The organism is Mesorhizobium sp. M2E.F.Ca.ET.209.01.1.1 (assembly GCF_004010375.2).
In the GTDB taxonomy this organism is placed as follows: Bacteria; Pseudomonadota; Alphaproteobacteria; order Rhizobiales; family Rhizobiaceae; genus Mesorhizobium.
Genome location: NZ_SADP02000024.1, coordinates 44357 through 66482 on the forward strand (window position 1 = coordinate 44357; position 22126 = coordinate 66482).

General features: G+C 58.7%; 19 protein-coding genes. 11 read left to right on the forward strand and 8 right to left on the reverse strand.

The features are described 5' to 3' along the window. Positions 1 to 141: 141 nt before the first annotated feature. Both EN852_RS29945 and EN852_RS29950 read left to right on the forward strand, forming a co-directional pair. Positions 142 to 840: a GntR family transcriptional regulator gene (locus tag EN852_RS29945; RefSeq protein ID WP_127879446.1), complete on the forward strand. Its 699-nt coding sequence runs from the start codon at positions 142 to 144 to the stop codon at positions 838 to 840. Between the two features lie 226 nt (positions 841 to 1066). Then, complete coding sequence (locus tag EN852_RS29950; RefSeq protein WP_127879448.1) at positions 1067 to 2422, forward strand: glutamine synthetase family protein; 1356 nt, start codon at positions 1067 to 1069, stop codon at positions 2420 to 2422. On the opposite strand, the gene EN852_RS29955 is transcribed toward EN852_RS29950, so the two are convergent. From EN852_RS29955 to EN852_RS29980, 6 genes are all read right to left on the reverse strand, one after another. Next, a complete protein-coding gene (locus EN852_RS29955; RefSeq protein WP_127879450.1) occupies positions 2404 to 4122 on the reverse strand; it encodes a recombinase family protein in 1719 nt (572 codons plus the stop codon). The two genes, EN852_RS29950 and EN852_RS29955, sit on opposite strands and share 19 nt — an antisense overlap. Then, on the reverse strand, positions 4119 to 4394 hold the full coding sequence (locus EN852_RS29960) for a hypothetical protein (protein ID WP_127879452.1): 276 nt from the start codon (positions 4392 to 4394) through the stop codon (positions 4119 to 4121). Before EN852_RS29960 ends, EN852_RS29955 begins: the two co-directional genes overlap by 4 nt. Before the next feature lie 122 nt (positions 4395 to 4516). Then, positions 4517 to 5131 (reverse strand): hypothetical protein, encoded by a 615-nt coding sequence (locus tag EN852_RS29965; protein WP_246694447.1) that lies wholly within the window; start codon positions 5129 to 5131, stop codon positions 4517 to 4519. Positions 5132 to 6211: 1080 nt separating this feature from the next. After that, positions 6212 to 6481 carry a hypothetical protein gene (locus tag EN852_RS42595; RefSeq protein WP_246694452.1) on the reverse strand — a complete coding sequence of 90 codons (270 nt, stop codon included), beginning with the start codon at positions 6479 to 6481 and terminating at the stop codon, positions 6212 to 6214. Positions 6482 to 6619: 138 nt separating this feature from the next. Continuing rightward, complete coding sequence (locus tag EN852_RS29975; RefSeq protein WP_127879454.1) at positions 6620 to 7852, reverse strand: hypothetical protein; 1233 nt, start codon at positions 7850 to 7852, stop codon at positions 6620 to 6622. A gap of 258 nt (positions 7853 to 8110) precedes the next feature. Then, positions 8111 to 10177: a mechanosensitive ion channel family protein gene (locus tag EN852_RS29980; protein ID WP_189546265.1), complete on the reverse strand. Its 2067-nt coding sequence runs from the start codon at positions 10175 to 10177 to the stop codon at positions 8111 to 8113. Positions 10178 to 10591: 414 nt separating this feature from the next. Between EN852_RS29980 and EN852_RS29985 the strand changes: the two genes are divergently transcribed. Then, positions 10592 to 11818: an alpha/beta hydrolase gene (locus EN852_RS29985; protein ID WP_246694448.1), complete on the forward strand. Its 1227-nt coding sequence runs from the start codon at positions 10592 to 10594 to the stop codon at positions 11816 to 11818. Between the two features lie 203 nt (positions 11819 to 12021). Here EN852_RS29985 and EN852_RS29990 read toward each other — a convergent pair whose 3' ends face one another. Further along, positions 12022 to 12669: a MarC family protein gene (locus EN852_RS29990; protein ID WP_127879456.1), complete on the reverse strand. Its 648-nt coding sequence runs from the start codon at positions 12667 to 12669 to the stop codon at positions 12022 to 12024. Between the two features lie 314 nt (positions 12670 to 12983). Next, positions 12984 to 13511 (reverse strand): hypothetical protein, encoded by a 528-nt coding sequence (locus EN852_RS29995; RefSeq protein WP_127879458.1) that lies wholly within the window; start codon positions 13509 to 13511, stop codon positions 12984 to 12986. A 335-nt stretch (positions 13512 to 13846) separates the two neighbouring features. Between EN852_RS29995 and EN852_RS30000 the strand changes: the two genes are divergently transcribed. The 8 genes from EN852_RS30000 (at position 13847) to EN852_RS30035 (ending at position 22125) form a co-directional block, all read left to right on the forward strand. Next, complete coding sequence (locus tag EN852_RS30000; RefSeq protein WP_127879460.1) at positions 13847 to 14647, forward strand: transporter; 801 nt, start codon at positions 13847 to 13849, stop codon at positions 14645 to 14647. Positions 14648 to 14954: 307 nt separating this feature from the next. Then, the gene (locus EN852_RS30005; protein ID WP_127867762.1) at positions 14955 to 15593 is read left to right on the forward strand and encodes a response regulator; all 639 of its coding nucleotides are present in this window, start codon (positions 14955 to 14957) and stop codon (positions 15591 to 15593) included. Positions 15594 to 15909: 316 nt separating this feature from the next. Further along, positions 15910 to 16293 (forward strand): response regulator, encoded by a 384-nt coding sequence (locus EN852_RS30010; RefSeq protein ID WP_127867763.1) that lies wholly within the window; start codon positions 15910 to 15912, stop codon positions 16291 to 16293. 453 nt (positions 16294 to 16746) lie between these two features. Then, a complete protein-coding gene (locus tag EN852_RS30015) occupies positions 16747 to 18360 on the forward strand; it encodes an ATP-binding protein (protein ID WP_127879462.1) in 1614 nt (537 codons plus the stop codon). 121 nt (positions 18361 to 18481) lie between these two features. After that, the gene (locus EN852_RS30020) at positions 18482 to 18916 is read left to right on the forward strand and encodes a hypothetical protein (RefSeq protein WP_210238267.1); all 435 of its coding nucleotides are present in this window, start codon (positions 18482 to 18484) and stop codon (positions 18914 to 18916) included. A gap of 48 nt (positions 18917 to 18964) precedes the next feature. Next, positions 18965 to 19567 carry a hypothetical protein gene (locus EN852_RS30025; RefSeq protein ID WP_127867765.1) on the forward strand — a complete coding sequence of 201 codons (603 nt, stop codon included), beginning with the start codon at positions 18965 to 18967 and terminating at the stop codon, positions 19565 to 19567. Between the two features lie 32 nt (positions 19568 to 19599). Then, positions 19600 to 20940 (forward strand): peroxidase, encoded by a 1341-nt coding sequence (locus tag EN852_RS30030; protein WP_127879464.1) that lies wholly within the window; start codon positions 19600 to 19602, stop codon positions 20938 to 20940. 12 nt (positions 20941 to 20952) lie between these two features. Continuing rightward, positions 20953 to 22125 (forward strand): DUF4331 family protein, encoded by a 1173-nt coding sequence (locus tag EN852_RS30035; protein WP_127879466.1) that lies wholly within the window; start codon positions 20953 to 20955, stop codon positions 22123 to 22125. The last annotated feature ends 1 nt before the right edge of the window (position 22126 follow it).

A 22126-nucleotide genomic window follows, 5' to 3' on the forward strand; every position in this document is an offset into this window, starting at 1 on the left:
GCGGTTGGGGAGGCGAACGCGCGCTCCCTTGCGGCGGCGCGCGTTAACCGTCTATCGTGCGCCCCAATGCCATCGGAACCTGTCCCCGCGGCGGATAGAGCGACGAGGCAGCTTTCAGGACGACGAAGCAACGCAGAGCCAATGGCCGACAAATCGCGAATCGGACTGACCGCCGTCGATACCGTTCCACTGCATGAGAAAGTCTATCTGGAGCTCGTTCGGGCCCTTATGTCGGGACAGTTGCAGCCCGGCCAGAAGCTGACCTCGCGCAAGCTCGCCAAGGAGCTCGGCACCAGCGACATGCCGGTGCGCAGCGCGTTCACCCGGCTGCAGGCGCTGCGGGCGCTGAGCCCGATGCCGAACGGCAGCGTCGAGGTGCCTCTGATATCCGCCGATCGGTTTGCGCAATTGACCGCGGTGCGCACCATCCTGGAGGGCACCGCGACCGAGCTCGCGACAAAACGCATCAACGGCAACAATCTGCGCGCGATCCGGCGCCACTGCGCCGAGCTCACTGAGGCCGCCCGCAATGGCGGAATCGAGAACTATCTGCGCAAGAACCACGACTTCAAATTCTCGATCTATCGCCATTGCGGCAACGAACAGATGATCTTCCTCATCGAGACGGTCTGGATGCAGGTTGGGCCTTTCCTGCGGAACCTGCATATTGGCTTCGAGGATGATCTCGCCGGCATTCTGGGCATCGACTACCATGAGGAGGTCGTGGCGGCGATCGAGGCCGGCGACGGCGAGCGGGCGCGTCGGGCGATCGTGCGCGACATCGACGAGGGCGCCAAGCACATCCTCGGCCAGGTGAAGTTTCCGGAGATGCGCCACTAGCCAACGCACGCCGAATCCGGCTTGGCTTTCGCTGGCTGTATCGCTATGTTGCGATCGCAGATCGCGAAAACGGACCTGAAATTGCCGCCCGATATCCCAGCTAGTAAATTGAAAAAATGAAGAAAAGCCATTCGGCGTCAGCCGATATGGCCTTCATAAACTCACAAGCTGAAAATTGGATATCGTAGCCTGGCAAGGGCTACAGCACCTAAAAAGGGGCTGGAAATTGAGCGATGCAATCACGGACGTTTTGAACTGGCTTGAAAGCAGGAAGGACATCCAGAGCCTGAGGGCGGCGGTGTGCGACCTGAACGGCATCATGCGCGGCAAGCGCATTCCGGTCGAGCAGGCGCGCAAGGCGCTCGAAGGCAAGCTGCGCATGCCCTATTCGGCCATCGGCCTCGACATCTGGGGGGAGGACATCGAAGGCAACGCCCAAGTGTTCTCGACCGGCGACGCCGACGGGCTTTGCCACTGGACCGGGCGCGGCATATTGCCGGTCAACTGGACGGCCCACCCGACCGCGCTTCTGCCGCTCTGGCTGGCCGACGACAGCGGCTCCCCCTATCTCGGCGATCCGCGCCGCGCGCTGGCCCGCATCCTCGACCGCTACGCGGCCCTTGGCCTGACGCCCGTTACCGCGACCGAGCTCGAATTCTACCTCGTCGATCCGACCTCGCAGCGGCCTGTCGGCCCCGTCTCGCCGGTCACCGGCAGGCGGCTCGATTCCGACGCGGCGCTCTCGATCGATGAGGTCGACGATTTCGAGGCCTTCATCCACGACATCTACGAAGCCTGCCGCATGCAGGACATTCCGGTCGACACCGCGATCGCCGAGAACGGCGTCGGCCAATTCGAGATCAATTTGAACCATGTGCCCGACGCCTTGCGCGCCGCCGACGACGCGGTGCTGTTCAAGCGCACCGTCAAGGGCATCGCCCGCAAGCATGGCTTCGCCGCCTGCTTCATGGCCAAGCCCTACGGCGAGCGCGCCGGCAACGGTTTTCATGTCCATTTCAGCGTGCTCGACAAGGACGGCCGCAACATTTTCGACGACGGCTCCGACCAGGGCTCCGACACCATGCGCCACGCTGTCGGCGGCCTGCTTGCCGCGATGGCGCAAAGCACCCTGGTGTTCGCTCCGCACTTCAACTCCTACCGCCGGCTGCGGCCGAGATCCTATGCGCCGACCGCCGTCGCCTGGGGTTACGAGAACCGCATGGTGGCGATCCGCATTCCGGGCGGCCCGTCGGCCGCGCGCCGCATCGAGCATCGCGTCTCCGGCGCCGATGCCAATCCCTATCTGGTGCTGGCGGCGATCCTTGGCGCGGCGTTGATCGGCATCGAGCGCCAGCTCTCGCCCGGCGAGCCAACCGGCGGCGAAGGCCAGGGGCTGACGCTCGCCAAGCTGCCGCCGGACTGGGCCTCGGCCATTGCCGCTTTCGAGGCCGGTCCCCGCGTGGCCGAGATCTTCCCGGACATGCTGCGCGACGCCTTTGTCGCCTGCAAGCGCCAGGAGCTGAACACTTTCGCGCTGAATGTCAGCGACTTCGAGATCGAGACTTATCTCGAGAGCGTTTGAGGCCGGCGAACCCGGCGCGTCAGGCGGATATGCAAACGCCCGCGCGAGGCGGGCGTTTTAATTTGGTTGCGGGGACCCGCAACCCCTTTTGTCATAACATCTACGGGCTGGTCATTTGGATCGGGTTTGGCGAGTTCGAGGATGCCGAACAGCTCGCCGCGTAGCTCGGCATGAACCTCGCCGCGCTTGTCGCCGGGAACGAGGACAATCTCTCCGATCAATGATCGCAATGCCCCTGCAGCTTGGCGACCGTCCTCGTGGTCGTCGAGCGTTTGCGTGAGTTGCTCGACGCGCTTGCGGTAGAGAGTGGCGATGTTGGGATGCAGGTCGGGCACGTCAGCGGGCGCCACCGCCAGACGCGCGGTGACATCCGCCTTCTGCCTTTCCAGGTCTTCCATTCTCGCTTTCATCGAAGGTTGGTAGAGGCCATCCTCGATCGCGGCCATGATACCGGCGATCGCGCGCTCGATCTTGTCGAGCGCCTTGCGGTCCTGTTCGCCTTGCGCGCGATGCTCCTGATTGAGGCGGTTGGTCTCCTGGGCGTAGGCTCTGATCGCTTCGGCCACGGCATCGGCCGAGACGAGCCTTTCCTTCAGGCCTGCGAGGACCCGCCGTTCGATCTTCTCGCGGGTGATGGTGCGGCCATTGTCGCAGATGCCCCGGCGCTGGTGATTGAGGCAGGCATAACGCTCGCGTGTGAACAGCCCGTAGCGTCCGCCACAGCAGCCGCAGATGAGCAGGCCGGATAGGAGGGAGACCGGCCGCTTCATAGTGTGCAGCTTCCTGGCCCGGGCCATGCGGGTGGCGATCGCCACCGCCTCGAACTGACTGGCGATCGATTTCTGTCTCTCCTTCACGGCCTGCCACAATTCGTCCTCAACGATCCTGAGATGCGGCACCTCGGCGCGGATCCATTTGGCTGGCGGGTTGGCCCTGGAGACTCGCTTGCCGGTGGCAGGATCCTTGACGAAGTGCAGGCGGTTCCAGACCAGCACACCGGTATAGAGCTCATTGTTGATGACGCCGGTCCCTCGGATGACATGCCCGCGCACGCTGGTATCTCCCCAGTGTCGGCCAAGCGGGCCTGGAACGCCTTCCTTGTTGAGGTCGACGGCGATCGCCTTCGGGCTCTTGCCGGCGGCGAACTCGCGGAAGATGCGGCGCACGATGGTCGCTTCCTCCGGCACGATCTCGCGTTCACCCCGGACGGGTTCGCCTTCGTCGAGCTTCTTCACCACCCGGTAGCCGTAGCACAGCCCGCCCCCGGCCTTACCCTTCTCCACCCTCCCCCGCAGGCCGCGATGGGTCTTAAGGGCAAGGTCCTTGAACAGGGCATTCATCGTGCCCTTGAGGCCAACATGCAGTTCGCTGATCTCGCCCTCGGCTAGAGTGACGATGGCAACGCTGGCGAACTTGAGATGCTTGAAGAGGGTGGCGACATCAGCCTGGTCGCGGCTGATGCGGTCGAGTGCCTCGGCCAGAACCACCTCGAAGCGGCCGCGCTGGGCATCGCGCACCAGTTGCTGGATACCCGGCCGCAGCACGGTGCTGGCGCCGGAGATCGCCGCATCCTCATACGATCCTGCCACACTCCAGCCCTCACGCGCCGCCTGCTCGCGGCAGAGCCTCAACTGGTCCTCGATGGAGGAATCCCGCTGGCTGTCGGAAGAATAGCGGGCATAGAGCGCGACACGGGTCATGGCGGTAGATCCTCTTTCTTGTTCCGAGGGGCTTTGCCATCCGGCTCCCTGACCTCTCCCTCCCGGTGGCCCGACCGATTGTCGTTAGCCACCTGCCCCGCCTCGAATGTCTGCCGCGCCAGTTGTCGGCCGATCAGGCGGGCGATGTCCAGCACCACTCGATCCAGCCTGGCAGCTGGCCCGTTTTCAGGGCGCCCCTCGCGGCCGAGAAGGTCGCCGTTGTCGTTCGCCGGAATCAGAGCCTGCGGCCCAGTCCTTGTTTCTTCTGGCATCGCGGTCGCTCCCAATGGTGGATCGACCCGCCATCAGAGTCCTCCAGACGGCGAAGGGAAGCACGAAGTTCATGTGGTAGGGCCGTGGCGTGCAATGGCTTGCGCCGTGCGCTTTCGGCGTTTCAGAAGACCGCTAAATCGCCACGGTACTCGGCCGCGCCTTCCTCTTTCAGCGCCGTGACCAGCTTGACCGCGGACTTCCAATGCCTCGCGACATCACTCCGCGTCCTTTCCCGGGTCCGGCTACCAGCCGGCAAATCTCCCGCGATCGCCTTTAGGTCACGCAGCACTGAAGCTATGTGCGGCCACGGGAAGTCGGTTGGGTCACCAATATCTCGATCAGCGCCGACGATCATTTCTAACTTGGCGATGACGCCGATGAGCGACGTAGCAGCAATGTCAGGGACAGAATCCTGAACATTAAGAGCTTCGGTCATCGCAAAGACCTCGGCTTCGCAAGCTATGAGATGATTAGAGGCTAAACCCGCAGCAGACACTGGTAGTTGCCACGGCGTCCGCTCGACCGCGGTCAATACCTGAATTCCGGTATTGGCGATCATTCGCGCCTCCATCCGCTGCTGAATTCGGCACAGCAGCAATGAGGCATACCGAGCTCGTTGCCACTCGCTCCATAGTCTCAAAGCGGAATCTGTGGCCTGGGGCTCTGGCCTCTCAAGCTCATCGCGTTGCTGGCCGATGACGAAAGGCAAAGTCGTGGTATTGTCGGAATCAACCATGATCCGAGCTCCAAACAGCTTGGGTTGTGGTCAGGCCGAGCGACGTGTTCGTGCACGTTGTTCGGCCGCAAAGCGCAACCACAATTTACGTACATACCGTACATTACGGACATAGTCATTGTCAAACACGCCCGATGCTATTGATAACAAAACTGAGCGCTTCGAACTGCGCCTTACGAGTGACTTGCTTGCCCGCGTTGACGAATGGCGCCGAAATCAGACCGATCTTCCCACCAGATCCGAGGCTTTCCGCCGACTTGTCGAAGCTGGTCTAGGCTCTAAGACGAGCGGCAAGCCCTAAATCGGCGGCCCATAAATCCGGAGGAATTGGCAGGCGCTCCGGTCTGATCGCCCGCTAGATAGATGCCATTGAACGGCGCTGATGCTTCGGAAGTGTTCTTGGGCGCATACCAACGCCTAGGAATGGAGCCGGAAACAGTCAAAGCGAACAGCAGTCATTCAGAATAGATCCGCGAGTAGCCGCTCGCGAGCGCGCCCTAAACAGCGCCGTAGCGAGCGAGCGGCCGGTTTGCGCCCCATTCCAGCCCCTGCAGTAAACTCTGTCGTCTCCCGAAAGCAGCCATTGCCTCACGATCCGCAGCGCCAACCGGGAATCCGTCGTGTTGCGCGGCTGGGGCGACCCTTCGCGCCGTTCGCACTGCGCCAAAAGTGAGGCGAGTGGTGTCTGTGGCAGATAGCTCTCGCCCCGAACTTCGACGTGATCCAAGGCATCGTCGATCTATCTCGGAGCTCAGCTCCGTAAGAGCCGCCGTGATATTCTACTGCAATCGCTCAGCCTTGGTGGTGCCCGGAATGGGGACGATCCTGCCTTCTGGGCCACAAGCCAAGCAAGGACCGGCTTGGCGATTTTCTGAAGCGGACGTCACGACTTTCGATGCAGCATAATGCGCTGGAGGGTCATCGAGATATGCGCGCGTCTGATGTTATGATGTCCGCCTGTCTCCGAGGACTATATTCATCAGGGCCGGACGGGCCGGCCGCACCCACTCGCGTATTCCTCTAACTGCGCAGCAGCGATGGGAAGCGCCATCAAGTGCAGCTCCCGAACTGTCGAACTCCTCAATGTACGTGCACAACCACGTACCGTCCGCCATAGGACTGATAAGAGGTGCTGCCACAGTGCCACAGTACGGTCCCATTGATCGAAGTCTTCACACACGCCGTCGGAGGCCGGGTCACGTAGACGGTCGAACGGCGGATCGTTCGGCGCGTGGTGCGCCTCGCAACCCCCGCGACGCTCCCGGGCGTGAGCGGACGACCGACTCGCGCCTGCGCATCGCTGACCAAAGGAGCGAAGGGCGTGACGGTCTCGACGAGCCCTGCAAACATCAAGGCAACGGCAATCCCGGCAGCGCCGGTGAATCTCAAGCTAGGTCTTGGCATTTCGCATCCTCCGAAAAGCTCACCACTCCGTGCGTTCAGCACAAGACCGCGAGCTACGGTCTTATCATCAAGAAATCGGTCCCACTACAGCAACAGTCCGACCAGTTGTTTGAGCAACTGGTCAAGAGGCATTATGGTCAGCGCTAAAGGCGTGAGGGGTAACAGAAATGCAACTCCCAACTGCAGAATTGCGTCTTTGGTGATTGGCACCGAACGCATACCCTTCACCACCTCGAAACTGTTCCCAAGATCTGCAAGTGACTGTATATCGGCGCTCCCCAACAAAGGCTCATCGGATCGCGCGCCGCCACGCAACCATTTTCTGTCGAATTCGCTTACATATAGCCGCGCGAGCGTTGCATATTCGCTGAGGCCAGTCCGTTTGGCAGCAGCCAACTGATTCAAAAATGTGAGAAGCGGGCCAAAGATCACGCAGACAAGAAAGCCGCCGACTATAGCAATCTCCAGCTTGAAATCGAGCAGCGAATCTGCGGAGAAGAAGATGTGATCAGCTATCTGTCCCGACAGCAGTGCTCCATGCGCCACCACTAGTAAAGTGAACGCATAAACGGTATTCGACAAGAAGCCCAGGCCACCGACACGATCAGGGTGAGTCGGAATAAGGTCCAGATGGATATCGGAGACTTGCCAAAGAAATCGTCCCCAGATGAACAGACGGAAGTACCACCGGATCAACAGGAATTGAAAGATCGGAAGACTAATATAGCGATACCAGTAGCCCGCTACGAATAGGCGAGAGCTCCCGTCTGTCGGAACCGCATACCAAGTCGGGGCATTGAGTGTCGTGTATCGGTGCCAAACAAAGAAGACTCCGAAGCCGTAAACCAGCACCAAGAGCAGACATTCTGCGAGAACCGAATTGCGCAGGCGAAATGCCGAAGAAATCGCCCCGAAGAATCGCGGAAGGTCAAGTTCCTGAATGAGGTTGCGATCCACAAACGTCCGCCCAATGCCAACCAGCCGCTGATGGACCACAAGCTCCGCCAGGACGAGAAGGGGGATGGCGACGAGAAAACGTACGTGAACCGCAAGGTCTTTCCAGAACGGCACCGCAACAGCTGATCCGACTAGATTGCCCTCCAGCGCCGTCAGCAGCAGGAGTGGGAGCCACGATCCAAGCGACAGAAACAGGACGCGGCGGCGGAGGAGACCAAGTCCGCCGTCAGACAAGTGCGCGCGCCACAGAAGTTGGAAAAGCGGGCCGCCGAGAACCAGAGAGAAATCTTGTTTATCATGGATGATTGTGGCGCCACCGGCATACTGGTGCAACTTTGGCCGTTCATCGCTGTCGCTCATGCCTACCATTTGCCCTGTTGTACCGGCCCGAGCTTGAGGCATTGATCTAGTCCTTCCGTCGCTAGCTTACTTAAATTCGACTAAATCAGAGTTAGGCTCTGGCCGGAGTTTCCCTTGCCAAACCGCCGTAATATTGGCAGTGCAGCTCGTGCTGATCCGCGCCCTGTGTCTGTCGCAGGTACCATTCAATCGCCAATGGCTCTCCACGGAGTCGGGCCGCGGAACTAACTGGGGGCCGTCAACGCGCCGGGTTTGACGTTAGCTCGCAACCTGCTTCATCTTGAGTAGTTGCTGCGCGGCGGCCGCGTTGTCGCCGCCACCTGCCACATGCACGGTGGGAACGGCGAGCTTAATGCCGTTCTCGTCGAATGCCTTCTTGATCATCATGAACGCTCGCCGCTTGATGCCGAACTGACCTCCCGGCTTGGTCATCAGCTTCATCCTGAGGTCGATCCCGGAGTCGCCAAAGCTGTCGACCCCTTGCATTTTGAGCGGCTCGATCGTATCGGCGGCGAACTCGGGATCCGCAGCCAGCTCCTGACCGATCTTCTTGATGAGCCTGCGGGCGAGGTCGACGTCAGAATCATAGGTGATGCTGAGAGCCATTTTGTCCATCACCCAGTCACGGCTCATGTTCTGGATGGCGCCGAGCTCTCCGAACGGCACGGTGTAAACTGGGCCGCGGTGATGCCTCAGCCTGACTGACCGCAGGCTGAACGATTCGACAGTGCCCTTGTAGCTGCCGCTCTGGATGTACTCGCCGACACGGAAGGCATCGTCCAGCATGTAAAAAACGCCGCTCAGCACGTCCTTGACAAGTGTCTGCGAACCAAAGCCGATGGCCACGCCAAAAATGCCCGCGCCGGCGATCAAAGGTGCGATCTGAACGCCGAGTCCGGAAAGGATTGTCAGCAAGACGACGGTCGCGATGAAGACGGCGAGCACGTTGCGGAATATCGGCAGCAGCGTACGCAGCCGGCCGCTGCGGGCAAGCTCGTCGGCAGAGGATCCTTCCTTTGGTGGGAGCTCCATCCGATAAGCGATCAACGCTTTCGCCAGCTGCCAAAGAAGATCCGCAACCAGGAGGACGATGATGCTGTTGAGCAGGCCCGAAATCACGAGCGCGCCGGCTTCACTGCCGGCAAGGGCTGCAGCCCTTATGCGCCAGATATAGGCGAGCCATGCGACCGCAGCGCCAATAACCGCTGCCCTGGCACCCCTGACGATCAGCACGTTCAGCATGATGCCGAGGGCGCCACTGCGCTGCGCTCTGCCGGCGAAGGCCTGTGCGACGTTGCCAACCCCTCGCACCGCCGCTGGCAACAGCAGCGCATAGAGGCCGAGCCATAGCACGCCGAGCAGTCCTGCCACCCAGGCCAGCCAAAGCGCGATCAGATAGATCGTCAGCAGCGATTGCCTGACAGCGGAAGCTGTCCCGCCCGGCCGCCGCCAGACGATTCCGATGGCGACGGCCAGCATGCCCAGGCCGCAAGACAGGGCAACCACCCGCGCAACGTCGATTGAGAAACCGATGCTGGGCATGAGGCTGACCACGGCCCAGCCAAACAGCAGAAAGCCGGCGATGAGACTCACGCGCCGAAGCCAGAAACGCTGCGCAGTCCCGCTTGCGACAGGGATTGTCGTCTGCGTCTCACCCGACGTTCTGCTGTCCGCACCGGCAAGCCCAAACAGCAACCTGGCACTTGCGCGAACGACACGAACGGCGATGAAGGCGAGCAGCAAGGTCAGCACGACGCGGCGCAGCAAAGGCGGCCATTCGAACGCGAGGAAGGAGCCGATGCCGGCCATAGTAAATGTCAGCAAGGCAGCGACCTTGGAAAGGGCCGCTTGTCCTGGATCAACTTTTCGATCTGAACCGCCCAGCGCCAAAGCCCGGCGGACCAGCCACTCGGCGCCAAAGCCTACGGTAATCAGCACTGCCAGGATCAGGATCACCAGGCCGGGCCTGCCTGAGTTCACGTCGCGCGAGACTACGCCGGCGGCGTTAGCTAGCTCCTGCGGGATGCGAGGAATGGCGTCGGTGAGCGCGACGAGACGCGCGCGAACGGCTTCCTGCCAGCTCGATATCGCGTCGATCGGCGAAGAGGCAGGGGGGGCCTCGGCGGCTGGCGGTATCTTTCCTTCGAGCCATACCTTGACCTCCGGGTCGCCCAGCAGCTGAAGGAACTGCCTCGCCTTCTCGGGCGGCAGGTCGACCGCATGCTGCTGGGCCTGAGCCCAGGAAGTTCCAAGGAGCACCCAAAAGAAAATCGGAACGACGGCCGACAGCAAAACACCAATTCGAGTGTACAGCCCATTGCTCATCGGGCACTCCGGCAATTTTCGGTTGACAGGTGCAGTCCCCATTCCATCGCTTTGTTTCAACAAAGAACTGCTCCCCGGTTAGCCGCTAACGAGACCGGCACTTCGGCGGCCGAACCGCCTCATTCGGCAGGTCGAGCACCCACGAGCAAACGATCACTGGCGATCAACGACAATCGTTCGCCGCATTCCTTCTCTGGATGAGCTAGCAGCAAATTACTGATCTGACTTGTAAATGGGATATTGTACGTAAGGACAATTGCGCAGGCAGGTGGCTAAGAGATTGCAATTGGCCTTATCGTGGCTGTTTCGACAATCGCCATTGCGGTCACGCGTCCCGCCCGACGGGCTTGACCGTACGATTGGCCACCAACATCTCATGCGCGGGTCCGAGGCGATGAGTAAAGAGAAATAAAAGTGCGCTCTAACTCGCTGCATCTACAGATCAACGGGGCTATATTAGCTCTGTTCCTGCTTGTGCTGGATGGATGCGCAACGGGACCCGAAGGCGTTCTGGCGCCCATCCCCGCGAACCTAGTTTCGCCTTCAGCCTCCGATGTCACGATGTTGGTGGCGACCAGCCGCAAGCCTTCCGGCGACCCGGCGACGTTGTTCACCGGCGAGCGCAGTCCGGCACTGTCCTTGACCGACCTGACGATCTCAATCCCGCCGAACCGCAAGCCCGGCACGGTCGAATGGCCGAAAAAGCTGCCGCCCGATCCCCGGAAGGACTTTGCCGTCCTTGCTGCGAAAAACCTGTCGATTCCGGAAGCTCACAAATGGCTGCATGCTCACAATTCGAATGGCCGCGTTCTGGTCTTCGTGCATGGCTTCAACAACCGGTATGAGGACTCGGTCTTTCGCTTCGCGCAGTTCATCCATGACTCGCGGGCGAAGGTCGTGCCGATCCTCTTTACATGGCCGTCGCGCGCCAGTGTGCTCGGCTACAACTACGACAAGGAGAGCACCAATTTCTCGCGCACCGCATTCGAGCGGACGTTGAAGGCCTTGGCCGATGACCGCGACGTGACGGACGTCACCGTCATGGCACACTCGATGGGCACCTGGCTCGCGATGGAATCGTTGAGGCAGATGGCGCTTGAGGATGGGCGGGTTTCGCCCAAGATCAGGAATGTCATCCTGGCATCTCCCGATCTCGATGTGGATGTCTTTGGTCGGCAGTGGACCGAGCTTGGACCCAAAAAGCCGAAGTTCACCATCACCGTCTCGCGGGACGATCGGGCACTTGCCGTTTCGCGTCTGGTTGCTGGCAATGTCGACAGAGTGGGGCAGGTCGATCCCTCAAAGGAGCCTTACAAATCGAAGTTGCAGGCAGCCGGTATAACGGTTCTCGATTTGACCGACGTGCAGACAGAAGATCGCTTGAACCATAGCAAGTTTGCGGAAAGTCCTGAAATTGTCCAACTGCTCGGGGCACAGCTGGCTTCCGGCCAAACCCTGACGGACTCGAGGGCAAGCCTTGGCGACCAACTGGGCTTGGTCGTTGCCGGCACGGTAGACACGATCGGCAGCGCCGCGGCAACAACGGTCAGCGCGCCAATTGCGACAGTCGAGGGGAAAACGAGCAAACCGCCGCCTGACGACCTGGAGACGATACTGAAGGGAGATGCGACGACGAACTGACTCGTGCTCCAACTCACTGGCAAAACTCTCAGAACCTGCTGGGACGGCTTGCTGTCCCGCCGGCAACCGTCCGGGAACTGCAAAAGGTCGAAATCGGTGCTGCTCAGGGGGGCCTTAGGGCCGCGCCCAGATGATGGCGGCGACTTTTCCCATCGACGCAGCCATCTGGACGGCTGGCGGCTTTTTAGTAGGCCAGCACGAAATCAGTGTGCGCCGCTCGCGGTGATGATCCCGAGACTGACCAATCCGCTGACCACCAGTTGGACAGCAACCGCGGTCAGGAGAATGCCGAAGACGACTTCCGAGACGATCATACTGGCCGGCTTCATTCGCTTCGCCAGCACGTCGGTGTTGGTGAACACCAGATAGTCAAATGCTGCCACGAGCAGGATAAGCGCGGTGACGAGCGCTGCGCTGGCAACCGAGACGACTTCGCCGGAGGCAATGATGATCACAGTGATGCCGACGGGGTTGAGCAAGTAGGGAATAGCAAGAGGAAAAATCGCGATTTTTCCCGGGTCCTCCGTCAGGCTCAGATCCTCCCCGTGTTTTTCGGTCGGTCCGGACGCCATCTTGATTGCGAGCAGCGCCAGGATGATGCCACCGGCGACCGCAACCGCACCGCCCGTGATATGCAGCAGTCGCATCAGCAGAGCGCCGGTGGCAAAAAGGATCAGAGCCGTGACGAGAGCCGTCAAAACCATCTGTCGGCCTATCTTGACCTTGGTTTCGGCGTCGAATTTTTGGGTCTTTTCCAGAAAAGGCACCAGGGCGATCTTCGGCCCCATGCCAATCAGTAGGAGCAGGAGAAGTTTCGTCGCGAGAGCGGCATCAATGACTGCGAAATCCATCGGAAGGTCCCTCGATCTCAGCGACATGGTCGAATTGGGGGGCAGTTGACGCACGCACCAAGCTGGCCATTGGTGGCTTGGTGGTATCCTTTCCGCGCTAGCTTAGGCGTCCCCAGGTGTGTCCCTCCGTCCGTAGCGGAAGCCGGCCCCGACGGCTATCAGGGCCTTCACCGCTCCCAAAACGCTACTGCTCGGGAATCCAAAGCGATATTGTCCTTGGGGTCAGATCCCCCGAAATTGTCTCAAGTGTTTCAAGTCGCGACGTATGTGCGGGTTACAGACACGGCAACCCGCTCTTCATTTTTGGCGCTCGATCAATGCTTGAGGCATTTGCGTCCGACTGCCATTGCCTTGAAAGTCCCCTTCAGGTCGACGACGAAGGCTCCTTTAGTTTTCGGAAACACGATCATTTTGTATTTCTTCGCCACGTCGCGCTTAAACTTCGGGTCATCGGTCAAGATATAGCCGCCAGAATAACCGCCCTTGAGTTCGCCGCTCGAGCTAGTGGCCACACCTTTGTAGAGGTGGCCATCCAATGAGACGAAGATGTCCGACTTCGTCCCGTTCTGGAGGCCGATATCCACCTTCGTGAACACCCCAAGATACCCGACATCCTGATTTGCGGTAACGCCCATTTGTACCGCACTCGGTCCATCTTGGCGCACGAGCAAGCAATCTCCACGGGTTTGATTTGCATAGATCGTCCAGCCCTCGACATCATCCCCATATCGGACAAGCACATCGCTGGCTTTGGGAAGGGGATTTTCTGTTTGTGCGTAGGCTGCTGTTGCAAAAGAAAGTGCTACTGACATTCCCACGATAAGTGGCACGGACATTCGCATAGTTTTCCCCTCATATTTGTTTGGATTGTTCGCAGGCGGGTGTGTGCCGCGCCGTGAGTACCTGTCGCGGCCGGTGAAGTTTACGAATCAACGCTAAGGCCCTCTCCGAAATTGGGGCGAAACTGGGTGCCTCAACATGCTCGACCGCCGGAAGTTGAGGCCAGTCACGTGCTCTTGCAATTGTCCTCGGGGCCAATAGAAAAGTCGAAGCGCGCGGTTAAAATCAAGGCAGACGAGCTTGCGTTGCGACACGGGGCACGTAACGTGCCATTCAATCGCACCGAGATGGCGCGGCTTCGTGCTGGACGCTACAGGCCGGCACAGGGGATGGATCCATGCGGATAGTTACGAGTTCGTGTATCGCAATCGCGATCCTCGTATCTTTGAGGCCCGCATATGCACAAGAGGGGACGCAGGATCTCGCCAAGAAGCTCTCGAACCCCATTGCGTCGCTGATCAGCGTGCCGTTCCAGTTCAACTATGACAGCGGCTACGGTCCGAACGATGGACAAAAGGCCTATGTCAATGTCCAGCCGGTCATCCCGTTTTCGCTGAATGACGACTGGAACCTGATATCGCGCACCATCCTGCCGATCGCATGGCAGAGCGACATAGCAGCTGATTCCGGCAACCAGTTCGGCCTAGGCGATATCACGCAAAGCCTGTTCTTTTCTCCCAAGCAGCCCACGGCTGGTGGTATTATATGGGGGGTGGGACCTGTCTTTCTGGTTCCGACGGCGACCGATTCAATGCTCGGCTCCGGAAAGTGGGGCGCGGGACCGACCGGCGTCGTGCTCAAGCAATCCAACGGGTGGACGGTCGGCATGCTGGCCAACCACATCTGGTCGTTCGCGGGCGACGGTGACCGGGCGAATATTAGCTCCACATTCTTGCAGCCTTTCGTCGCCTACACCACCGCCGATGCCTGGACGTTCACGCTGAACACCGAAAGCAGCTATAACTGGGGAGCCGGGGGGTGGTCGGTGCCGGTGAACTTCACGGTTTCGAAGATCGTCAAGCTCGACAAGCTTCCAGTCAGCCTCACCATTGGCGCCCGCTATTGGGCGGACAGCCCCAAAGGCGGACCTGAGGGCTGGGGATTCAGGACCGGGATCACATTCCTCTTTCCAAAATGACCGACTGTCGAAACAGCCACGATAAAGCCAATTGCTATCCCTTCGCCACGTTTTGAAGTCACCTGCGCAATTGTCCTTAAGGACAATATCCCATTTCTAGGTCAGATCACGTAATTTGCTGCTAACTCATCCAGAGGGGGATGCAGCGAACGATTGCCATTGATCGCCAGTGATCCGTTTGCTCCCACCGTGGCCGCGAGCAAAAGGTCCAGCCGGCCCGATACCTGAAGCGGCCTGCTGCGAGCCTGTTCTAAAACGTTGAATGACCACCACGTGGTGCAGATAATAGTCTGTTCAGGAGTATCGCTTGCCGACCCTGGTTTATGTCGTCGATGACGATCAGTCCTTCAGGACGGCTACCAGCCGCTTGCTACGGGCGACAGGTTACGAAGTGGTCGAGTACGCCTCAACTCAACAATTGCTGGAGCAACTACCGCAGGCGGCGGGGCCAACCTGCATCTTGCTCGACGTTCAATTTCCTGGACCAAGTGGTCCCGAGCTGCAGGACCGTCTGGCTGAGATCGGCTCCGTCGTGCCGATCGTCTTCCTCACCGGACACGGCGATATTCCGACAAGCGTCCGTGCGATAAAGGCCGGAGCGGATGATTTTTTGACGAAACCCGTGCCGAAAGAAACGCTGTTGGAGGTAATTGATCGTGCTGTCGCCCATCACATGACAAGGCGCGAGCAGCAGGACAGGCTCGACGATTTGCGTGCGCGGATCGCCCAGTTGACCCCGCGCGAAAAAGAAGTGTTTGCGCTCGTTGTCCGAGGAAAGATGAACAAGCAAATCGCGTTCGAGTTGGGCGCGACAGAACGAACGATCAAGGCTCATCGCCACAAGGTCATGGAGAAAACACGCGTTCAAACGGTGGCTGAGCTCGTCTCAATCGCCGAACGTTTGGGCATGGTAGCAGCGCCGACCAGTGGCAAGAGGCGGGACTAGTACCCTTACGATCAGCAGGCAGTCTCCAAACGCGCTGGCTTGGACAAGGCATCGGTCTTGCCGCACATGTCCTCAGGAACAATTTCGACATTTTATTGTTATCGATATGATCGCTCCTGCCAGTAGCGGCGATGTTGAGCCCGCGCCCTGACGTTGACCAAGGTTGTATGCAATCCCGAGTCGCTGCCGTCGTGACCCGCCCAGACGGCTGATGGAATCACATTTCGCCATCAATTTTTCGCATGACAGTTGCAGACAGTTGCAGACAGTTGCAGATGAAGATGGAGTGGTTCCCGAACTCGAAGGGTTCTAAATCTTGCATACAAACAAGATCGTATTTGTCGTCGATGACGATCTAAACATGCTCAAAGGGCTCGAGCGCCTGTTGAGTGCCCATGGCTTCGACGTGCAAATGTTCCAATCGGCCGAGGATTTCCAGGCCCGGGCCAGGCCTGACGACGCTGTTGCCCTTGTGCTGGACGTCGGCTTGACTGGAAAGTCGGGAATCGACCTCGGTCGGGAGCTCGTCGCTTCCGAGATATTCCTGCCTGTCATTTTCATTACGGCAGACGACAGCGAAGCAACTCGTAAGGCCACAATGGAGCTCGGATGCATTGCGTCTCTAACAAAGCCTTTTTCTGCAAAGTCACTGATCGATGCAGTTGAACGGGCATCATCCTGGCGAAATCCGCTGAGCTGATCGGGTCCTTGCGACGGTCCACGACCTATCGAGATCCGCGGCGCACAGTTGGGCGCGCACGACCGGTGTGGCCCGCGCATGCGGCGCATTCGATACGTCAACTGGGTATCGCGCGGTTATCGTGCGTTGGCCATACAAGCGTTGCACTCGACGTTCGGCCGCATGACTATTCGCCTTTTCAGTGATATCATCAGTCCGCCTTCCGTGATGCACCGATCGGATAGCCATGGTCCTCTAGGAGAATGCCAGTCGCTCCGATCGACAGGTCGCGAACTGAAGCTGCAAGCGGTCAAGGAAGGCAGGCTAGCGCATGTCTTCAGGACGTTGTAACTTAATAACAAAATATAATAACCAAAGCAGGTTGCAGGGGCACCGGATGTCATCCGGCTGATGCAAAAAAGATAGTCGTGACAACATCAAGACTCCTATGATGCGTGGAGGGTCGTGTCATCGATGTCGAAGAGTGCTACCGGGCAATCAACCTCGGACCCACGCCAGGATTTTCCTGTCATAGTCGCGGCATTGCCGGCAACTGCTCGGCAGAACCGCATTGCGAAGGGCGTCCTCACTTTCATGGCGATCGTGATCCTGATTGTGCTGCCTTTCGCCCATTTGAAACTTTACGAAGTCTCGGCGTTCATTCCCGTTCTTCAAACGGTCATGTGTTTTGCGGATCTCATAACGGCCGGTTTGCTTTTTGCTCAATTCTCGATCCAACCGATGCGGGCCCTGCTTGCACTTGCGAGCGGCTATATATTCAGCGGGATGTTTGCCTTTCTGCAGACATTCGCGTTCCCAGGGGCTTACGCTCCGAATGGCCTTGTCGGTGACGGATCAAACAGCGCAGCGTGGCTGTTCTTGTTTTGGCACAGCGGCTTTTCGACGGCAGTGGTGGCGTATGCCCTGACCAAGGACGCGGACGAATCCGCGACCCTGCCCGACAGGTCGGTCGGAATTGCCATAAGCACCACAATCGTTTGCGTGATGATGATTATCGTTGGGCTGACGTGGGTCGTGACCGCCAGGGTAAGTTATCTGCCGGATTTCTATGTGACGCCGACCCAACAAGCTCCACTTGCCAGAGCCGCAAATTTTTTATTGGGGATATTAAGCGTCGGAGCGGCATCGTTGCTGTTCGTTCGGCGGCGTACGGTGCTCGATGTTTGGCTGATAGTGACGGTTCTCGCGACCTTAGCAGACCATACAGTGGCAATTATTCTAGCTGCTCCAAGATTTACCGCTGGTTGGTACATGGCTCGTGGTTTTGCGCTTGTCGCCAGTTGCACAACACTGTTGCTGCTGCTCACTGAAACGACGTTTCTTTACGCTCGCCTTGCCAATGTCATTGTCTTGTTGCGGCGCGAGCGGGAAGGCAGGTTGATGCATACCGAAGCGGTGGTGGCTGCGATCGCTCATGAAGTCCGGCAGCCACTGGCAAGCATCACGAACAACAGTGCTGCTGCACAGACGCTTCTGATGCGCTTCCCATCCAACCCCGCAACCGACCAAATAAAGGAAATTCTTGTCGACGTGGAACGTGACGGCTTTCGTGCCAATGAAGTGTTCGCGAACCTCCGCGCTTTGTTCAGCGACAAGCAGCGCAAGCGGTATCCCATTGACGCCAACGAGCTTGCACGGGAAGCGCTCCACGTGCTGCGCAGAGAACTCAAGGACAATGCTATTTCGACAAACCTGCAACTGAGCCCGGATCTGCCGCTTGTCGCGGGCCATGGCGGTCAATTGCGCGAGGTAATCCTCAACATCATTCAAAATGCGATCGACGCAATGGCGACCGTTGCCGATGGAGAACGGTTCCTTCGGCTCGAAACGCATGCGCATGGCGCCGCGAAAGTGGCTATTTCCGTCGAGGATTCAGGACCAGGGATCGATCAGGAAGAAATCGCCAGGATCTTTGATCCCTTTGTTACTACAAAGGCAAGCGGGATCGGGCTTGGTCTCGCTGTTTGCAAAAAAATCGTCGAGCAACACGGCGGCCACCTCTTGGCCTCATCTGAACGGGGCCGTGGAGCGCGATTTGAAGTTGTTCTTCCGACTCTGCCAGCCTGAACATGGCCAGTGCTATTGTCCCCGGGGACAATGGCCCTAGGGACAATAGTCCCGCGCTTCGCGCCGTCGCATTTTCCTGTCATTCACCGGCGTGAGTGTGTTCAACAGGTAGAGAGGCGACATGAGCACAATCATCGACATGATCGCTCGCGGATGGGAGAACTTTCTTGCTCGTCCGACAGGAAGCATGAATTTCCGATTCATCATTCAGCCGACGATTGCGACGATTATTGCCGTGCGGGCCGGCATTAAAGACGCTCGTGAGGGTCGGCCAGCATACCTGTGGGCAGCACTTACCAACCCGGAGTATCGTCTGGAGATGCTGCACGGCGGATGGAAGGACATGCGTATGCCCTTCCTTGTCGCTGCCACGCTCGACGCGATCTATCAGATCATTACTCACCAATTCATCTATCCCCTCGAATTGCTTCTCACCGCAACTCTGCTGGCGCTCGTGCCCTATTTTGTCCTGCGTGGCCCGGTGAACCGGGTTGCACGACGATTTATCGGCCGCATCACCTTACCGGGGCAATCAAGCAAAGACAGTGCGGGCTAGATCAACAGGCCAAGTCCCACCCCACCACCGCAACCTAGGAGCATCCCTATGACAAGTAAGACAAGTGAAGTCGTATTAGAACAGTTGAAGAAGCAAGACTGGGCACAGCCAGTGTTCATGACGATCCCGAAGGGAGGAACGTTCCCGGAAATCGTGGAGGAGGGTCGTTATGGGCCGATTTTCCCCAAGACGGCCTGCTGCTATGGGTTTTCGATTTTTGCAAAGGTCAAGCCCGGAAAGGAGGAGGCCTTCTACGAGCACGCTCAAAACGTTCAAAAACAGTTCGACGAAAATCCCACGATGATCGAGGCCTTCGAGCCACTGAAGCTGCATTACCTGCGCTGGGTGCTCATCCCGTGGAAAAACGAGATGTTCTTCATGTACCAGGCCGTCTTCGATACCGATTTCGACAAATACATTGAAGACATCATGCCGGTCTTCGCGAGCGGTTTAGAAGTCAGTTTCGTCAATCTGGAAGGATGGCCGGAAGACTGGCGGACCAATATACCGGCCCAGAACAAATTCTTCCGCGAGCATCACTGCCCGGCCTTTATGGAATACGCTTCATATCCGTTTGTGTCTGCTGACGAGGTCAGGAAAGCCCTCAAGCTCAAGGCCGCATTCTCAACCGTGCTCGATCAGATGCAGTAAGCCACTCAAATGCAGTAAGCTACGGTGGCGCCATGCTTGAACTTGACGACATCCAACATATCGTGTTGACGCGGGTCCCCTCTCTCACCGGGCGATACGAATTTCTTTCGTTTCGCCATGCGGCAGCGGGACGCGAGTGGCTAAAGGCGCTCAGTGACACAGTTCGTTCGACGGCGGCCGTTCGGGCCTCGAACGATAAGGACAGACGGTGGGTGACGGTGGCCTTCACTTGTAACGGCCTCCGCACCTTGGGTGTGGACGAAGCTTCCCTCGGCACTTTTCCCGCCGAGTTTGTACAGGGCATGGCAGCACGCGCAGCAACGCTGGGGGACAAGGGTGCAAACCACCCTGACAACTGGATCGACAAGACAAACAGTCCAGACCTTCACGCCATCGCCATTCTATTTGCGCGCGATGCCGCCGAGCGGCAGCGGTGCCAGACGGAACATGAAAAACTAATCGCCCAAATCGAAGGCGCGGAGGTGCTTTCCGCACTGGACGTGGAGGCGCTGCCATTTGACTATCCACGCGATCACTTTGGCTATCGCGACCGCATCTCACAGCCCGTCATCGAGGGCAGTGACGAGGTGCCAACCCCGGGCTCTGGCGGGCCCTTTAAGCCGGGTGAATTCATCCTTGGATATCCGGACGATGACGGGGTTCAACATCCGCTGCCACAGCCAGAAATACTGTCGCGCCACGGCAGTTTCATCGCCTATCGTCGTCTTGAGGAGCACGTCGGAAGATTCCGCGATTTCCTGCGCGAACACGGCGAAACGCCCGAAGGGCAGGAGCTCGTTGCCGCCAAACTCATGGGGCGCTGGCGCAGTGGTGCGCCGCTCATACTTGCTCCCGAGAAAGACGATTCTGCTCTGGCAGCCGATCCGCAGCGGAACAATGATTTCAACTACAAGCGAGAGGACCCGCTCGGATACGCTATGCCGTTGGGTGCGCATATCCGCCGTATGAATCCTCGTGACACGGCGCCGGGCATGAACCACCGTCGCATGATTCGCAGAGGTTCCACATACGGTCCATTGCTGCCGGAAGGCGCACCGGACGATGGCATGGAGCGCGGCCTGGCAGCATTAGTCATTTGCGCAAGTCTCATTCGGCAGTTTGAATTTGCGCAGAACGTCTGGATAAACGACCGCAATTTCCACGAACTCGGTAACGAACGAGATCCGATCATCGGCAATCAGGATGGAACGCTCGAATTTAAGATCCCGAAACGTCCTATTCGAAAGAAAATCACGGGATTGCCTGCGTTTACCACCGTGCGCGGCGGAGCGTACTTCTTTCTTCCCGGAATCAGAGCGCTGAAGTGGTTGGCGACCAACGGAACACCACAAGTCGATGAGACGATCGGTTGAGGGAGTGCTGACATGTCAGATCATGGTTCTAGTCCGCGTGCCGTAGCTGATCCCGTAATTGATATCACCGACCTGTTCGCCTTCCCCAGCCCAGAACGCCCGAATCACCTTATTCTGGTCATGAACACGTTTCCGTATTGCGGGCCCTCAGCGCTCTTCTCCGACGCAATCGACTACCGGATTCGCTTGCGCCCGCTCACCATCGCCTCAACTGGGGCAAAAGCAGCATTCGCGGTTGGTGAAGAGGAAACCTCATTCAGTTGCACGTTCTCGGCTGCGCAGAAAATTGAGGGAAGTCATCAGTTCGTACAGGAGGGCGTGTGCCGGACGGCGCATGGCGAGACTATTACGTTCCGAGTCAACGACGGGCATGGTTCCCAATCAGGAGGACTGCGCGTTTTTGCGGGTATGAGATTGGACCCGTTCTTCTTGAACGGCGAGGGGATCCTGGCGACGGTGCTGACCCAGAAGCTCGCGTTCCCCGGAAATGGTAACAACACGGCGCACGGATACAACGTTCTCAGTATTGTCATCGAAGTCAACGTCTCCGACCTCTTCAAGTCGGGCGATGGGTTGCTCTTTGCCGTTGCTGCTGAGACGATGACCATCGGCTCCGTTCGATCGCGTCTGGAAAGAGCCGGACGCTCCGAGATAAAGCCGCTGGTTCTGCTCTTGAAAAATCTTGATCCTGTTAATCGCGATCTCGAGCTTCGGGAATTGTACAACCTCGAAGACCCGTTCCAATTGGGGCCGCACTATGTGGGTGCGTATCGTGCTCGGATGAACGCTAATCTTCCGTTTTTTGATGGCCTTGATGGCAAGACCGACTGGCCTTTGGATCAAGGCGGGACCCATCCGCTGACCGAATTGTTGCTGGCCGATTTCCTCGTGGTCGATGTTTCGAAGCCGTTCACAGAGGATGGCTGGTTCGAGATTGAGCGCGCGATGTTGAAGGGGGAACCCCATCGGACCTGCGGCGGCAGGTGGCTCAACCATGATGTGATCGATTCCATTTTCAATCTTCTCGTCAATGCGGGTAACGGCCCCTTAATCAGCGATGGGGTTGATCAGGCGACCCAACCCTCCTCGCGGGCATTTCCATTTCTGTCCCCTCCAAACCCCAGCCCTCCGTCGACGCTTCCGAACCTTTCTGCGACGATTGCGGCTTCGGCCACGCGCGACTGAC